Origin of the sequence: Neobacillus sp. PS3-40 (assembly GCF_030915485.1) — a bacterium.
GTDB lineage: Bacteria > Bacillota > Bacilli > Bacillales > Cytobacillaceae > JAUZPL01.
The window spans coordinates 2,716,157-2,731,545 of the sequence record NZ_CP133266.1 but is presented as its reverse complement, the minus strand read 5'-3'; the positions used below and the strand labels follow the sequence as shown (position 1 = coordinate 2,731,545).

Annotated in this window: 12 protein-coding genes; all 12 read right to left on the bottom strand. The window is 38.5% G+C overall.

Annotated elements, in window-relative coordinates; all coding sequences use genetic code 11:
* Window positions 1-55 precede the first annotated feature (55 nt).
* The 12 genes from RCG20_RS13350 to fdnG all read right to left on the bottom strand — a co-directional run bounded on the left by RCG20_RS13350 (window position 56) and on the right by fdnG (window position 15,334).
* Window positions 56-826, bottom strand: a complete 771-nt coding sequence (locus RCG20_RS13350) for a transporter substrate-binding domain-containing protein (protein WP_308180619.1) — start codon at window positions 824-826, stop codon at window positions 56-58.
* Window positions 827-1,193: 367 nt separating this feature from the next.
* Window positions 1,194-2,888, bottom strand: coding sequence for a glycoside hydrolase family 13 protein (locus RCG20_RS13345; protein WP_308180618.1), 1,695 nt, complete (start codon window positions 2,886-2,888; stop codon window positions 1,194-1,196).
* Window positions 2,889-3,030: 142 nt separating this feature from the next.
* On the bottom strand, window positions 3,031-4,599 hold the full coding sequence (locus RCG20_RS13340) for an NAD(P)H-hydrate dehydratase (protein ID WP_308180617.1): 1,569 nt from the start codon (window positions 4,597-4,599) through the stop codon (window positions 3,031-3,033).
* A gap of 260 nt (window positions 4,600-4,859) precedes the next feature.
* Entirely contained in the window at window positions 4,860-5,837 is a 978-nt protein-coding gene (locus RCG20_RS13335; protein ID WP_308180616.1) for a proline dehydrogenase family protein, read from the bottom strand.
* Between the two features lie 219 nt (window positions 5,838-6,056).
* Window positions 6,057-6,584, bottom strand: a complete 528-nt coding sequence (gene hpt / locus RCG20_RS13330; RefSeq protein ID WP_308180615.1) for a hypoxanthine phosphoribosyltransferase — start codon at window positions 6,582-6,584, stop codon at window positions 6,057-6,059.
* A 281-nt stretch (window positions 6,585-6,865) separates the two neighbouring features.
* Window positions 6,866-8,335, bottom strand: coding sequence for a protein adenylyltransferase SelO (locus RCG20_RS13325; protein ID WP_308184342.1), 1,470 nt, complete (start codon window positions 8,333-8,335; stop codon window positions 6,866-6,868).
* 136 nt (window positions 8,336-8,471) lie between these two features.
* Complete coding sequence (locus RCG20_RS13320) at window positions 8,472-9,035, bottom strand: GNAT family N-acetyltransferase (protein ID WP_308180614.1); 564 nt, start codon at window positions 9,033-9,035, stop codon at window positions 8,472-8,474.
* A gap of 451 nt (window positions 9,036-9,486) precedes the next feature.
* Complete coding sequence (locus tag RCG20_RS13315) at window positions 9,487-9,693, bottom strand: twin-arginine translocase TatA/TatE family subunit (protein WP_308180613.1); 207 nt, start codon at window positions 9,691-9,693, stop codon at window positions 9,487-9,489.
* Window positions 9,694-9,903: 210 nt separating this feature from the next.
* Window positions 9,904-10,722: a formate dehydrogenase accessory protein FdhE gene (locus RCG20_RS13310; RefSeq protein WP_308180612.1), complete on the bottom strand. Its 819-nt coding sequence runs from the start codon at window positions 10,720-10,722 to the stop codon at window positions 9,904-9,906.
* Between the two features lie 85 nt (window positions 10,723-10,807).
* A complete protein-coding gene (locus tag RCG20_RS13305; RefSeq protein WP_308180611.1) occupies window positions 10,808-11,515 on the bottom strand; it encodes a formate dehydrogenase subunit gamma in 708 nt (235 codons plus the stop codon).
* Window positions 11,508-12,335: a 4Fe-4S dicluster domain-containing protein gene (locus RCG20_RS13300; protein ID WP_308180610.1), complete on the bottom strand. Its 828-nt coding sequence runs from the start codon at window positions 12,333-12,335 to the stop codon at window positions 11,508-11,510. Before RCG20_RS13300 ends, RCG20_RS13305 begins: the two co-directional genes overlap by 8 nt.
* Before the next feature lie 2 nt (window positions 12,336-12,337).
* The gene (gene fdnG, locus RCG20_RS13295) at window positions 12,338-15,334 is read right to left on the bottom strand and encodes a formate dehydrogenase-N subunit alpha (RefSeq protein ID WP_308180609.1); all 2,997 of its coding nucleotides are present in this window, start codon (window positions 15,332-15,334) and stop codon (window positions 12,338-12,340) included.
* Between the last annotated feature and the right edge of the window lie 55 nt (window positions 15,335-15,389).

Genomic DNA, 15,389 nt, shown 5'->3' with positions numbered 1-15,389 from the left:
ATGCATTTAGACTCTTTATTCTTATTAGCTACTAAGCACATAATTTGATGAGTTATTATTTACCAAGATACTTTTTGATAATTTTATCATATGTTCCATCTTTTTTAAGTTCGGCAAGACCTGCATCAATTTTTTTCAAAAGATCTGTGTTTTGCCCTTTTAATAGAGCAATTCCATACTGATCTCCATTTAATCGATCACCAACAGTTTTTAAACCAAGGTCTTTTTGGGCGATTGCATAACTGATTACAGGATAATCTTCCAAAAGTGCATCAGCATTCCCATTTGACACTTCTTGGAACATAGCTGGACTATCGTTAAATTGTACTACTTTATAGCCTAATTTCACAGCATTGTCCTCAGCGAATTTAGCACCAGATGTTCCCTTTTTAACTGCAACTGTTTTACCTTTAAGGTCATCAGCTGATTTAATTGTTGTATTATCGTTCTTAACGACGACTATTAATCCTGCATCAAAATAAGGATCTGAGAAATCAACAATCTTTTTTCTTTCATCCGTAATACTCATTCCTGCGATAGCAACATCAAGTTGATTTGCTTGCATAGCTGGGATAATTCCCCCAAAGTCCATTGGAGAAAGTTCAATTTTAAAGCCTTGGTTTTTCGCGATTGCATTGATTAAATCAATATCAATCCCCTTATAGTCATTTCCATCTTTAAATTCAAACGGAGGATAAGTTGTATCCACGCCAACTTTATATATCTTTTCACCTTTGCTCTTATCATTTGCTGTGTTGCTAGTTCCACAAGCAGAGATTAAAAGAGTAAGGATTAGAACCAAACAAAATAAACCATATTTCTTCATGTAAACCGCTCCTTTTTCATTAATGTTTCCTTAGTTGCATGTATCTACTATAGCATAAATATACAACAATATAAAAGATTTAATTATTGGAATATAAAGTAATTAATTTTTTCCAATAATGAAAACGATTACAATCGCCTAAACACCAACAATTTAATATCCATTTCACTGTGTTTCTAGCCTCGCTTATTCATATTTAAATAGCATTTCATCTAATTAAATATAAATTAATCTTGAAAAAGCCAAACCAAAATTATTATTTTATACAAGTAGATGAGTCTTTATAAATTATCGATTATGAATAAAGTGCCTACCCCCAAGTATGTTACCATTCAGGGATCAGGCACCTATAATTTATTAGTTGAGATTATTTTCCTGTTAACTTATATACTACCGATTCATAGGGGCGTAAAGTAAAGTTAGAAATATCTAAGGGAAAATCAGTATAATAGTTCCCAATTAAGCGTTCACATGTAACGAAATCTATATTTCCTGGCAGTTCAAACTGAACCTCATGTTCGTAAAAGTTGTTTACTACTAAGAGTATCTCATCATCTAACAAACGAGTATAGGCAAAAATAGCAGGGTGGTCATGCAAGATCAAATCATAGTTTCCGTACACCATGGTTTTATGTTGTTTCCGAAGTTCTATCAATTTTTTATAATGGTAAAAAATTGATTTTGTATCCTCTATGGAGTTCTTAACATTAATAGAAGTGTAATTAGGGTTAACTTTTAACCAGGGCGATCCAGTAGTAAAACCGGCATTTTGACTCATATCCCACTGCATCGGCGTACGTGCGTTGTCACGACCCTTTGCATATATGGACTCCATCACATCTTTCGGGTCATTCCCTAATTCAAACACTCTTTCTTGGTACATATTTTTCAATTCAATATCTTGATAATCTTCTATGGAAGGGAACGAGACATTTGTCATCCCAATCTCTTCACCTTGATAAATATACGGAGTCCCTTGCATAAAGTGCAACAATGTTCCGAGCATTTTTGCTGATTCAACTCGATACTTTCCATCATTTCCAAAACGGGAAACGATTCGAGGCTGGTCGTGGTTATTCCAATATAAACTGTTCCATCCGCTTTTCTCTAATTGCTTTTGCCACTTGGAAAGATTTTCCTTTAAATCTCTTAAATCTAAGAGCTTTAAATCCCATTTACTTTTATCTGGTTGGTTATCCAGACCCATATGTTCGAATTGAAAGACCATGTTTAGCTCACTACGATCCTCAGATGTGTAAAGCTTTGCTTGCTCAGGAGTAACATTTGGACATTCTCCAACTGTCATAATATCGTATTTTGATAGGACTTCCCGATTCATTTCATGCAAATAATCATGAACACTTTCCCCATTTGGGCTATATGGTTGATATTCATGATTCCCATTAGACCATTCTCGATATGTTGGTAGGAATTCTTTTTTTGAAATCATATTAATGACATCCATTCTAAAGCCATCAACACCTTTATCCAGCCAAAATTTCATCATAGAATAAATTGACTCACGAAGCTTCGGATTTTCCCAGTTTAAATCTGGTTGTTTTTTAGAGAACATGTGAAGATAATATTCGTTTGTTTCTGGGGTGTATTCCCAAGCAGACCCTCCAAACACTCCTTGCCAATCTGTCGGCGCTTTTCCATCGATTGCTGGTCTCCAAATATAATAATCTCTGAATGCATGATCCTTTGATTTTCTTGCTTCGATAAACCATTCATGTTCATCAGAGGAATGATTGATAACTAAATCCATCACTAATCTGATTCCTCTTTGATGCATTTCATATAGAAGTCCTTCCCAGTCCTCCATTGTTCCAAACTCATTCATAATTCTTTGATAATCGCTTATATCATATCCATTATCGTCATTAGGAGATTGATAAACCGGGGATAACCAAACCACATCTATCCCCAATTCTTTTAAATAATCTAGCTTCGAAATGATTCCAGGAATATCACCAATTCCATCGCCATTGCTATCCATAAAACTTCTTGGATAAATTTGATATACGACGCTTTCTTTCCACCACTTTTTATTTTGGACCATTTGAAGTTCCTCCTAAAATTAATACATAATATGTCTTCAATTAAGTAATCCACCTTTTCTAGTGGGTGCAAATGATCTAGTACTATATACCAGCATTTTAAATGGTATGAACACCAGCTTCAAGCTATACAGATGTGTTGATTTAATCCTTTGGCAAACTAAATTTGATCTGGTTTAGTTGATCTCTTACCCCATCAATAATATCTAGAGGCATTACTCCATAATGGGATAACGTTTTTGCCTTTTCTTCCCCAGCCCGCGCATGTAAATAGCTTGCCGTAATAAGAGCATTTAATGTTGGCGCTCCTTGGGCAAGAAAGGAAGCGATAAGCCCTGTCAGCACATCTCCACTTCCACCTTTTCCTAGGGCGTCATGACCGTACGGGTTTATGTACACTTCCCCACCTGGAGTTGCAACGATAGACCGATGTCCTTTTAATAGCAAATAAACACGAAAGTCCTTTGCAAAAGTACTAGCTATTTCAATTCGATTGGCTTCAACTTCTTTTACTGTTTTATTTACTAAACTGGCCATTTCTCCAGGGTGAGGAGTGAAAATCATGGACCCCCTATACTGTCGTACTAGATCCAATTCATTTCGAAGTAAATAGAGGGCATCAGCATCAATGACAATTGGCTGATTTGTTAGCGAAGCTATCAAAGATTTAATCCATTCTTCACCACCATCAAACCTACTCATCCCAGGTCCAATCGCTATACTATTAAATTGATGAAGGCGTGAGGTAATTTCTTCAATTGCCTTTTCTGCAAAATGACCATCACTTTCTGATAATGGTAAAAGTAAGGATTCCGGATTTTGACTGGCCACCATTGGATAAATACTATTGGGGACAGCTAACGTTACTAACCCTGCCCCAGAAAATAAAGCCGCCTTTGCTGCAAAAATGGGAGCTCCTACATACTGACGGGACCCACCTAGGACAAGAGCATGACCGAAAGTCCCTTTATGACCATATTGCGGACGTGCTGGTAATAGCGATTTAACAAGTGGTTTTGTAATTAATTGCGGCATATTGAGGCCCAAATCCTTTACAATTGAAGGCGGCACGGAAATATCAACTACCTTCCACTCTCCGATATACTTTGGACCATCATTTAGAAAAAAACCTTTTTTCGGAAATACAAAGGTAATTGTTTTTGTTGCTTTTATGGCAAGTCCTTCAACTTTTCCACTATCGCTACTAACACCAGATGGGATATCAACAGAGATAACTAATCTCTTTCCCTTGTATTCATTTACAATCGAGATAACCTGGTCAAAAGGTTCTCGTACAGGACCATTAATACCCGTTCCTAACATAGCATCTATAATTATATCCGCTTGATTCAATTTATCCCGAAGTGTAAGTGCATTATCTTCTTGAAAATAGAATATGGGTAATCCCCGATTGATATAAACATCAAAATGAGATTTTGCATCCCCCTTGATACGATCAGGGTTTACTAACAAACAAAGAAGAGGTTCCAAGCCTAAATCGAACAATCTGCGGGCAATAACAAACCCGTCGCCGCCATTATTGCCCCCACCAGCGAATATAATTACTCTCGGATTCTTACATGGTGAACTTGCAAGAATCTCCTCCACCACTTTTGCTCCTGCATTTTCCATTAATACAACTCCTGGTAATCCGATCTTATCCATCGTATACTGATCCATTTGCTGCATTTCCTTTTGTCCGGCTACAAACATCTTAAAACCCCTCCTTTATCTACATTTTACTTATTCTGTTTTACTATGCAGATTCCTTCTTAAAGAATACTTGCCTACTAGATAGCGAGCCCCTAAAGGGGAAGACTGAGGCATAGTTACCCTTATGCGACATCAGGAATTATAAATATTATTTCTGATTAGCCGAAAAAAACCTCCCATTTGCTTCCAATGAGAGGTTTTACACTTTATCAAACGCTTTTTTAACAACGCTTAACTACTTGTCTATACGTTGAACTAATTTACTTACGTTTTTTCTTCTTAGATGCTCTTCCTAATAGAAATGCTCCTGCTGCCATACCAATCATGGTGTTTGTCTTTTTATTAAATACTTGCTTGCCAACAATCTTTAAATTTTGCGGTCTTTCAGCAAGACGCCTCATGAAATAACCATACCAGTCATTACCGAATGGAACATAGGTACAGAAGTTATAGCCTTCGCTTGCCAATTGAAGTTGAAGCTCTCTTCTAAATCCATAAAGCATTTGGAACTCAAATTTATCTTTCGAAATATCGTTCTTTTTAACAAATTCTTTTATATGGTTAATGATTCTATGATCATGTGTTGCAATAGAAGTAAATTTACCGTTTAATAGATGCCATTCGGTAAGTTTAATATAGTTTTCATCAATATCTTTCTTATCTAGATATGCAATTTCTTCCGGCTCTTTATATGCACCTTTTACAAGACGAATACGTAGATTTCTGTACTTTTCAAGATATTCTTGTGTATTACGGAAATAGGATTGAAGCACTGTACCTACATTATCATATTCCGCTGAAAGCTTGTCCAATAGATTAAGAGTAGTCTCTAAATGGCTAGAATCCTCCATATCAATGTTGACAAACATATCATATCTGCTTGCTTTATCAACAACTTCTTTAACATTGCTTAAGGCAAAGTCAAAATCAATATCCAACCCTAATTGAGTTGGTTTTAAAGAAATATGAGCATCTACTTTATTTTCATTTATAGCTTCAATTACTTTGAGAATATTTTCTTTCGCTGCTGTAGCTTCTTCTTTTTTGAAGACAAACTCTCCTAAATTATCAACTGTACAAGAGATTCCATGTGAGTTAAGTTCTTTAATACTTTTCATCACTTCTGGTATATTCGTTCCAGCGACGACACTTTGTGCTCCTAATTTTAATCCGTACTTTTTAGCTGAACTATTAAGAAATTGATTTTGAGACAGAGCAATAAAAAAATCTTTTAACAAAGCAATTCCTCCCTATTATTTGTTTTTTCATAATATTATTATAGCATACGTTTTCAATAAAAATTGTTTTGTGAATTTTCCCAATATATTATCAATTTCTTCACAACATATCCTTCACTTCTTCATAGCTCTAGTATCTATTTGATATTCCCTCTTAAATTTATACATAAATTTACACAAAAAGGTAAAAATTGTTATAATGTTTTTTTAGAATAATATCTAACATTCTTCCACAGTTGCGATATAAGGTAAATTCCGGTAATTTTGTGCGTAGTCAATGCCATAACCTACAATAAATTCATCCGGGATAACGAAGCCAACATAATCAACAGGCAATTCTACTCTTCTTCTTTCGGGCTTGTCTAAGAGAGAGCAAATTTTAATTTGTTTCGGTTTATGAGTTTGCAAATGGCCCCTCAAGAAATTTAGTGTAAGTCCACTATCTATAATATCTTCTACCACCACTACATTCTGATTGGTAATATTAGCATCTAAATCCTTCAAAAGCCTTACTTTCCCAGTCGTTTCTGTATCATTTCCGTAGCTGGAAACCGAGATGAAATCGATTTTAATATCTCCCTTCAGCTCACGAATTAAGTCGGCAGCGAATACAAAAGATCCTTTAAGAACAATGATAAGGACAATTGCTTCATTGTTAAAATCATTTTCAATTTCTTCTGCTATTTTCTTTACTCTTTGTTTAATTTCTGTTTCTGTAATCATGATGTCTTTTACTCTATATGCCATGTATCGGACCTTCTTTCTTGGTTTCTGTAACCCCTATTTTTTATTTTACCATTATGATTCACATTTCTACTAAATATGATCAATCAACTAAGAAGTGGAAATATCGATAGCCTATTAAAACCAGGAGATTTTTGACTTAACTAACACTTTTCACAAATTTAACAGAAGTTTAACCTATCCTACATTACAACATTAGTAGAAAAAAAGAAGCACTTTTCCCTCGCCATATCAACGAGTTCAAAGTGCTTCTGTATGTTTATTTCCCTCCTAAATCTTTTATATCATGTACCACAAAAGGTTCGGTACGGACGGCTTGATGGCGCAGGCGGTGTAGAGTAATCAGCCTGTTCGGGAGAGTGCGCGTAAGGTTTTGATAGAACATCAAGAAGCCGCTCCATCACACTGTAGTCTCCTTGTTCTACTGCCGCTTCTAGTGCGGCTTCTACCAGTTGATTCCGAGGGATTACTGCAGGATTGCTGTCTTGCATCAACTGACTCACGAAGGCTTTCGATTCTGCCTGTCTCTCTAGTCTCGCCCGCCATAGCTCATGCCACTGTGCAAATTCTGGGGTCCCAGACAGGATTGTATCCTCATGTCTTTCAAAAGTGAATGCCAGGAAGGTATTGGTATAATCCACTCGGTACTTTTGCATCATACTGAGAAGATCTTTAATAAGGGAGTCATCCTCCAACTCTTCATTAAAAATTCCCAGTTTTGCTCTCATTCCCATAAGCCAATTACGATGATACAACTCAGTAAATTTCGAAATCTCATCTTGGGCCAGTCTGACAGCCTGCTCCTGGTCTTCGTGTAGCAGTGGCAATAGAGTCTCAGCAAATCGCGCGAGATTCCACACTGCAATAGATGGCTGATTGCCATAGGCGTATCGGCCTTGAATATCAATGGAACTGAATACCGTTGCTGGATCATAGATATCCATGAAAGCACAAGGGCCATAATCAATGGTTTCTCCGCTAATCGCCATGTTATCAGTGTTCATCACCCCATGTATAAAACCAACCAGTTGCCATTTGGTAATTAGTAATGCTTGGCGCTTGATAACCTCCTGAAGCAACGAAAGATATCGACCCTCATTAGCCTCAATGTCTGGAAAATGACGGTTTAGTGTATAGTCAGCAAGAATTTGGAGTTCCTGGGCTGTGCCCCATTTTGCTACGTATTGAAAGGTACCTACGCGCAAATGACTGGAAGCCACACGGGTCAAAATTGCACCAGGTAGGTTGGTTTCACGGATAACAGACTCCCCGGTTGTAACTACTGCTAGACTGCGGGTGGTAGGGATACCCAGCGCATGCATAGCTTCACTGATGATATATTCACGCAGCATCGGACCAAGTGTCGCTCGGCCATCACCCCCGCGCGAGTACGGCGTTCTACCTGAACCCTTAAGTTGAATATCAACCCGTTCACCTAGTGGAGTGATCTGCTCACCTATAAGTATTGCCCGACCGTCCCCTAACATAGTAAAATGCCCAAATTGATGTCCCGCGTAAGCTTGAGCAAGAGGCGAAGCGCCTTCGGGAATCTGGTTACCAGCAAGCATCGCAACACCCTCTTCACTTTGTAGCTCTTCAACGTTCAACCCCAGGGTTGTTGCCAGCGGATCATTGAGAATGACCAACTTCGGTGAGCGTACAGGGGTTGGATTGTGGCTAGTGAAAAATGATTTCGAGAGACGAGCATAACTGTTATCAAAGTTCCAACCTGTTTCTATTATGTCTTTTGTCATCATAACTCCCTTTCTTTTTTTGTCATTCTGTATCCTAGTTTTTTCATTTGTGTGGAATTCTATGTAAAAACACAGGGACGGTTCTCTTGCTTTCAATTTGAAAGCATAAGAACCGTCCCTGTGTTTTCTTCGTTTTTTATATTTTGCGAGATTGCAGGTTTGTAATTTTGCCAAAAAGCAAGGAATCATAATATTTATCCTCTATAAAATAGTGATCTTTTAGTCGTCCTTCTAGCTCATACTCGTTCTTTTCGAGAATCCGGGCAGAACCAATATTTGCATCCACTACACTAGCATGGAGTTTGTGAAGATTAAGTGTTGTAAATGCAAACTCACTCATCAAGGTAACGATCTCCGTGCCGTACCCTTTACCCCAATGATCTTTATGAAAAACATAACCCACTTCAGCTTGATTTGCTTCATGATCAAAATTGAAAATCATGGCGGTCCCGATAATTGTTTGAGTTGATTTTTGAACAATGGAGGCATATAAATGAGTACCCTCCGACTCACGTTTTATCATGATTTCAATGAGCTCACGAGTTTCATTCAAAGTATTCATTAAATTCCAGCCAATAAATCGTGAGACGTCTTTATCTGACGCATAATCATGTATCTCTTGAACATCTTCTATACTTAGTGCTTTGAAGTAGATATTTTTACCCTCTAATGAATGAAATAAACCACTATTTATACTCATTTTCTTCGCCCCTTTAAATCATAGCATTCCATGAAAACGCGGATTTATTTGTTCTTTATGAGCCATTTTATCATATCCTTTGTTAAAGTTATGATTCTATTTTTGATCTCAATCTTCCAGCAAGCTCCTTACTATGATTTCCAGGGAGCTCCTCTCTCTACTCCCAATTGTTCAGCCAATTCCATTACTAAGTAAGAAACTAATCACTAAAAGGCTGACTCAAAAGGCCTGTGAAAATTGACCATTTTGAGCCAGCCTTTCTATTTGTTCCGGATTATTTTAACACACCACCGGTTGATGGTGAGGCCCTTTTTGTTTAAGATGTCCTACATAACAGAATAGTTTAAAAAAGAAATTCAACAATCGGGGTAATAAAATCGACCAGATTTACAACTTACGTTTTAGGTGTTGATCAGATCAGTTCAACAATTGATTGAACTATGTTCATTTATTATTTAGGACTTGGTTCATGTTCTGATTTTACAGTTGCTTTGATAGTTTCTTTTTCATCTTCCATCAAGCCTTGTGTGGAGCGCTTGAATTCCCTTAAAGTTTGTCCAACAGCCTTGCCAAGCTCTGGCAACTTTTTAGGGCCAAAAATGACAAGTGCAATTATTAAGATGATAATAAAACCTGGAACACCAATATTTGATATCATATTCATACTCTCCTTCAAATGATGGATTAGTAGGAAAAAATCCTTCTCTTTTATAAAGAAAACTCGCCGATTGGCAAGCCCCTAAGGGCGATGACAGAGGCGTAGTTGCACTTATTCGCTAGCAAAATTTATGGATATAAATTCTGATTAGCTAAAATAGACAGAATTTCTATTCTCCAGCTGTTTTAAGCGATTGTGGTCAAACGTGATTCAACATGTTTTATTTAAATCCCTTTTCTCAACTGCCGCCAGATAACCATTTTCCTGGGCAACAAAATCAAGATGGATTGTTGTCAAATCCAGTAAAGATGCTTCGGGTTTTTCAAGATATTGTCTCGTATCAATCAATTTTGTATATCCATGACACTCTTCACAAACTTGAATTTGCGATGCTGGATCCTCCTCAATGGTGAGAAACCGAGTTGACTCGTGATTTTCGTTTCCACAGTGAGAACATGTTAATCGATTTAAATGCCAATAAAAAAGACAGCGGGGGCAATGGGCTACCTTTTTCCCATCTTCTTCAAGCTGTGCAAGTCTTACCGGTTCACCGCAAACGGGACAGCCCGCGCCTGGAACAAAAGAGTCAATCTTATTTTTAAATTTTTCCGCAAGCAATTGTAAATACGGACGAACGGCCATTTCAGCAATAAAAGGCGAAAACCACTCATCAAGATGATTTTTTTCACCAAACTCAATAAAGTACAAATGATTAGATGCTATTGCGGCTTCCATCCAACTTTGTGCTGTTTCTTCATTCATTAAATTTTTTAAAGAGAGTTCCTTACCCGTAAGGCTCTGATTTTTTGTACTTAAAATCTCGGCTAATTCATTTACCCATTTTATATATTGAGTGGTATCAATCTGAAAATGAGTTAATGCTGCAACAGGAATACCTGATTGAAGGGCCGTCTTGTCCAGATTTGGCTGGACTGCTTCCGGGTTTAATTGTCTTTTCCATTCCCTTTGCAAATGCTGGATGGTTTGATGAAGTTCTTGATACTCCTTCGTTACAACAGTTGTTTTCATCGCCCATTATCCCTTCTATGATTAGTAAAGGAATGGCTACTATTTTCTCAGCCATTCCCTTTTCATATCCATTACATACTTAAACTTAAGCACCTAATTTTTTCTTTGATTTTTTTCCTAAATTCGGGAAATTTCCTTTTGCTACTTCTTCATCGTACCAGTCAGTGTGATGCTCACTAGCCCATGAGGCTGGAACCATTCCCGAAAGAATTCCGGTATATCCAGCTCTTGAGTTTACATGAATGACGCTTAAGTAAACGTGGCCAACCACAACTGCAAAAGCAACGCCAAAACCAACATTGTGGAAAAAGTATCCCCACTGGGTAACCACTCTTGGAAAGAATTGCGGGAACCACATTGTAAATCCTGAGCAAATAATCATAAGTGCACACAAAATTTGGAGGATCGAGTTTACTTTTTCTCCGGCATTATAGAATGTTTGTCTAATATGTTTAAATTTAAAGCCAAATAAGTCCTTAACAAACTCTGTAAAAAACTGAAGATCTCTTCTTTTCCACGTTATTAGCTCTTTCGTCCAAAGGAATAAGCCTTTCGGATCCATAATCAAGTAGATAATTGTTGGCGTAACAAAGATGCAAGCAAAAACTCGGTGAAGCATCCTGGCATTTGCTGGGCCGCCAAGAACAGAATACAGCCAATTAAAGGAATTAGCGTACATTGGCAATGCTGTGATATAAAGTGCCAAGAACGAAATAGCATTTACCGCATGCGCTATAACAAATCCCTTTGAAAAACGACGCACTTTCAAATCTGGTGTATTTTGCTTACTCATTTCTATCACCTCCATTTTCCTGATGACCCTTGCCTTCTTTATTAAACAGTCTGTTTGTGATGAACGCACCTACAACCGCCATCGTGGTTGCCCCGAGCATCATCTTGCCCACTGGCTGTGCATAATCCTTCCAAGCTAATGCAGAAATTGGAACCTTTGGAGTTTCAGGAAGTCCATATACAGTAGGTTTTTCACCTAATACATAAATGGTATTCGTTCCGCCGACACCTGTTGGATTATAGATTTGGGCATTTGGGAAACGGCCTTTTACTTCCTGCAAACGCTGCTGTGCTTTTTGAAGCATGGCATTTCTTTGACCAAATTGCATTGCACCAGTATGACAGGTTGTTACACAAGCAGGTTGTAGACCTTCTTCCAATCGATCCGTACACATTGTGCATTTTTGTGATTTTCGATATTCTTTTCCATTTTTATCCTTATAGGTTTTTAAGGAAATAACTTCAAATGGACAGTTTTGCACGCAGTAGCCGCAGCCGACACATTTGTCATGATCAATCACAACAGTTCCAAATTTTGAATGACTGATCGCATCTTCAGGGCAAACCTTTTCACATGCTGCATCATGACAATGGAAGCAGGATGAATGGCGGAATAGGTATTCCAGATCACCTCGGCCATTCTCATGCTCAATATACTCCAAAACATTCCATGTATCTGCAGAAACTTTTTTATGAGATTGAACACTGCCTAGGAATTCCTGCGGTTCAGCCGGAAGATCATTCCAGTTTTTGCAGGCAACCATGCAGGCCCGGCAGCCATCACATTTGGTGACATCAACAAATTTTACATAATCTGTCATTCTTAAGCCCTCCTTACATTACAAAGGAATGCCTTAAATTCCGGAATCGTTGTATTTGCATCCCCAACATGTGGTGTCAAGCGATTTGCTGAATCCCCTGTTGCAATGCCTTTGTATCCAAAATGCCATGGCATCCCGATTTGGTGTACCTTTTGTCCATTTATGGTAAAAGGTTTAAAGCGTTTTGTCACCATTGCATGCGCTTTAATTTCTCCGCGTGCAGAACTGACAAAGACCATATCTTTATTTTTGATGCCTTTTTCTTTTGCCAATTCTTCACTCATTTCAATGAACATATGCCCCGCAAGTTCCGATAGCCATTCTTGGTTTCTTGTCATTGAACCGGATTGCCAGTGTTCACTTACACGGTAATTTGTCGCAACAATCGGGAATTTTTTCCTATCGCCTTTTTTATTGAAATCGCCTTCAATTATGACTGTAGCAGGGTTAAGTTGCTGACTCGAAAATAGATTTTTACCAATCGGGCTTTCAAACGGTTCATAGTGTTCTGGGAATGGCCCATCATTTAATGTTGGTGCAAATAATAACGCGACACCATCTTTGTTCATCATAAAGGCGCCTGTTCCACCTGGATCTGATGGTGCGATGACTGGTTTAAAGTCAGGAACATCGTTACCAATCCATTTTCCCTGGAGTTCGTCCCACCAAATAACCGCTTTTTCCTTGCTCCAGGGCTTACCACTTGGGTCTGCTGCAGCACGGTTATAAATGATGCGGCGATTCATCGGCCATGCAAACGACCAGTTCAAGAAGTTTGCGTTACCTGTGTCTTTGTTATCACGGCGTTTTGAAAGGTTTTTACCTTCTGCCGGATAGAAGCCGGAATAAACCCAGTTACCACTCGTAGTTGAACCATCCTCCAACAAAGCCCCAAAGCCAGCAAGCAATTTTCCGGTTTTGAGATCATAGCCATTGATTTCTCTTGCTACTAGGTCAATATCCACTTCATCGCCAGTTCCGAAGTTCCAAGTAAGAGCTTGGATTGGCTTGTCCTTAGGCTTCGTGCTGCCTGCATATAACTTTTTAATTCGAATTGCAAGCTCATGAATGACTTCAAGGTCAGGTCTTGCTTCGCCCCTTGAATCAATTGCTTTCCACCGATATTGCATCCAACGGCCACTATTTGAAATACTGCCTTCTTTTTCATAGGAAGATGATGCAGGGAGCAGGAATACTTCTGTATTAATTGAAGTCGGGTTACTACCTGCTTCTTTTTGCCAAAATGCCGATGTTTCTGTTTCCCAAAGATCCATTGCCACCATCCATTTTAGGTTTGCGAGGGCTTCTTTTTCTTTGCCGGCATTTGGACCACCGACAACTGGATTGGTGCCAAACAGGAATGCTCCGTCTAATTGTCCCTCATACATGGCTTTAAAAAGGTTAATATGTGAATAGTTTTTATTTCCTTTTGGCAAGAATTGATAGCCAAACTCATTGTCTTTTGTTCCGTTTTCGCCATACCATGCTTTAAGCAGGCTAACGACAAATTTCGGCTTGTTGCTCCAATAGCCTGTTTTTGGTGTTTCTTTATCCAAATAGCCTTTCAAGGTTGCATGCTCAGGTACAGTTGCTTTTGGAGAAACAAGGTATCCAGGCAGGTTATCATACAATAAAGCGAAATCTGTTGAGCCTTGTACATTCGACTCGCCCCGCATTGCATTGATTCCGCCGCCAGGTAAGCCAATGTTTCCTAGTAAAAGCTGTAAAATGGCAAATGAACGAACATTTTGTGTTCCAACCGTATGCTGGGTTGTACCCATCGCATACATAATTGTACCTGACTTTCCAACCTTACTTGTTGAACAGAATGCTTCACACACTTTTAGATAATCTTCTTTTGGCGTTCCAGTCATACTTGTTACGGTATCAACATCGTAACGGGAAAAGTGTTTTTTCATTAGCTGGAAGACGGAGCGCGGATGTTCTAATGTTTCATCCTTGACCTGTTTGCCGTCCGGAGTTGTTTCGAGCGCCCATTTTGTTTTATCATATATACGTGTTGCAGCATCATAGCCTGTAAATAAACCATCATTGAAATTAAAATCTTCCTTCACAATAAACGAAGCATTTGTATAATTAGCAACATACTCTTTGTGAATTAAATTATTTTGGATTGCATAATTTATCATTCCCCCAAGGAACGCTATATCTGTTCCAGAGCGAAGCGGTGCATACACATCGGCTTGAGAAGATGTTCTTGTAAAGCGGGGGTCGACCGAAATAATTTTTCCGCCGTTTTCTCTAGCTTTCATCAGCCATCTAAAGCTGATCGGATGGTTTTCAGCTGGGTTTGCACCCATAATTAAGGCACAATCAGTATGCTGAAGATCATTCCAGTGGTTAGTCATTGCTCCACGACCAAATGTAGGTGCCAGACCGGCAACCGTAGAACTATGTCATATTCGTGCCTGATGCTCTAAGTAAGTGACACCAAGCCCTCTCATTAATTTTGATAATAAATACGTTTCTTCATTATCAAGCGCGGCACCACCAAGACTTGCAATTTTCTCCGTCTTATTTACAGTAACCCCGTTTTCTACTTCAACAAACGATTTGTCCCGTGTTTCTTTAGCACGCTTTGCAATCGTATCAAGCATCCAATTCCAATCCTTTTCAACCCATTTATTGCTTCCAGGTGCACGGTATAAAGGTTTGGTTAATCTCTTTTCAGATGTATACAATTGCCTAATCGCTGTTCCTTTGCTACAAAGTTTTCCTTCATTAATTGGGTGATCGGGATCCCCTTCGGTGTAGACAACTGAGTTATTCTTTGTGTGGATCAATATGCCACAGCCAACACCACAATAGCAGCAGATTGTTGGTGTAACGGTTGTCTTTGCAATCTTGAACCCTTTTGTCTGTGCATACGCTTTCTTTTCATTGAAGCCAAGCTCAGCAATGGCCAAGGTTGCGGCTGCAGCTCCGGATAGTTTTAAAAATTGCCGCCGGCTAAGATTCCTCACTTCTATCTCTTCCATCTCTTTTCTCCTTCCCATCTTAGGTGTTTATCTCTAATCTAAGAACACCATTTTT

Coding starts and splice junctions, on each gene's coding strand:
- hpt (WP_308180615.1), bottom strand. CDS start 6,584: ATGGCATATAGAGTAAAAGACATCATGATTACAGAAACAGAAATTAAA.
- RCG20_RS13345 (WP_308180618.1), bottom strand. CDS start 2,888: ATGGTCCAAAATAAAAAGTGGTGGAAAGAAAGCGTCGTATATCAAATT.
- RCG20_RS13305 (WP_308180611.1), bottom strand. CDS start 11,515: ATGAGTAAGCAAAATACACCAGATTTGAAAGTGCGTCGTTTTTCAAAG.
- RCG20_RS13325 (WP_308184342.1), bottom strand. CDS start 8,335: ATGACAAAAGACATAATAGAAACAGGTTGGAACTTTGATAACAGTTAT.
- RCG20_RS13320 (WP_308180614.1), bottom strand. CDS start 9,035: ATGAGTATAAATAGTGGTTTATTTCATTCATTAGAGGGTAAAAATATC.
- RCG20_RS13350 (WP_308180619.1), bottom strand. CDS start 826: ATGAAGAAATATGGTTTATTTTGTTTGGTTCTAATCCTTACTCTTTTA.
- RCG20_RS13300 (WP_308180610.1), bottom strand. CDS start 12,335: ATGACAGATTATGTAAAATTTGTTGATGTCACCAAATGTGATGGCTGC.
- RCG20_RS13340 (WP_308180617.1), bottom strand. CDS start 4,599: ATGTTTGTAGCCGGACAAAAGGAAATGCAGCAAATGGATCAGTATACG.
- RCG20_RS13310 (WP_308180612.1), bottom strand. CDS start 10,722: ATGAAAACAACTGTTGTAACGAAGGAGTATCAAGAACTTCATCAAACC.
- RCG20_RS13315 (WP_308180613.1), bottom strand. CDS start 9,693: ATGATATCAAATATTGGTGTTCCAGGTTTTATTATCATCTTAATAATT.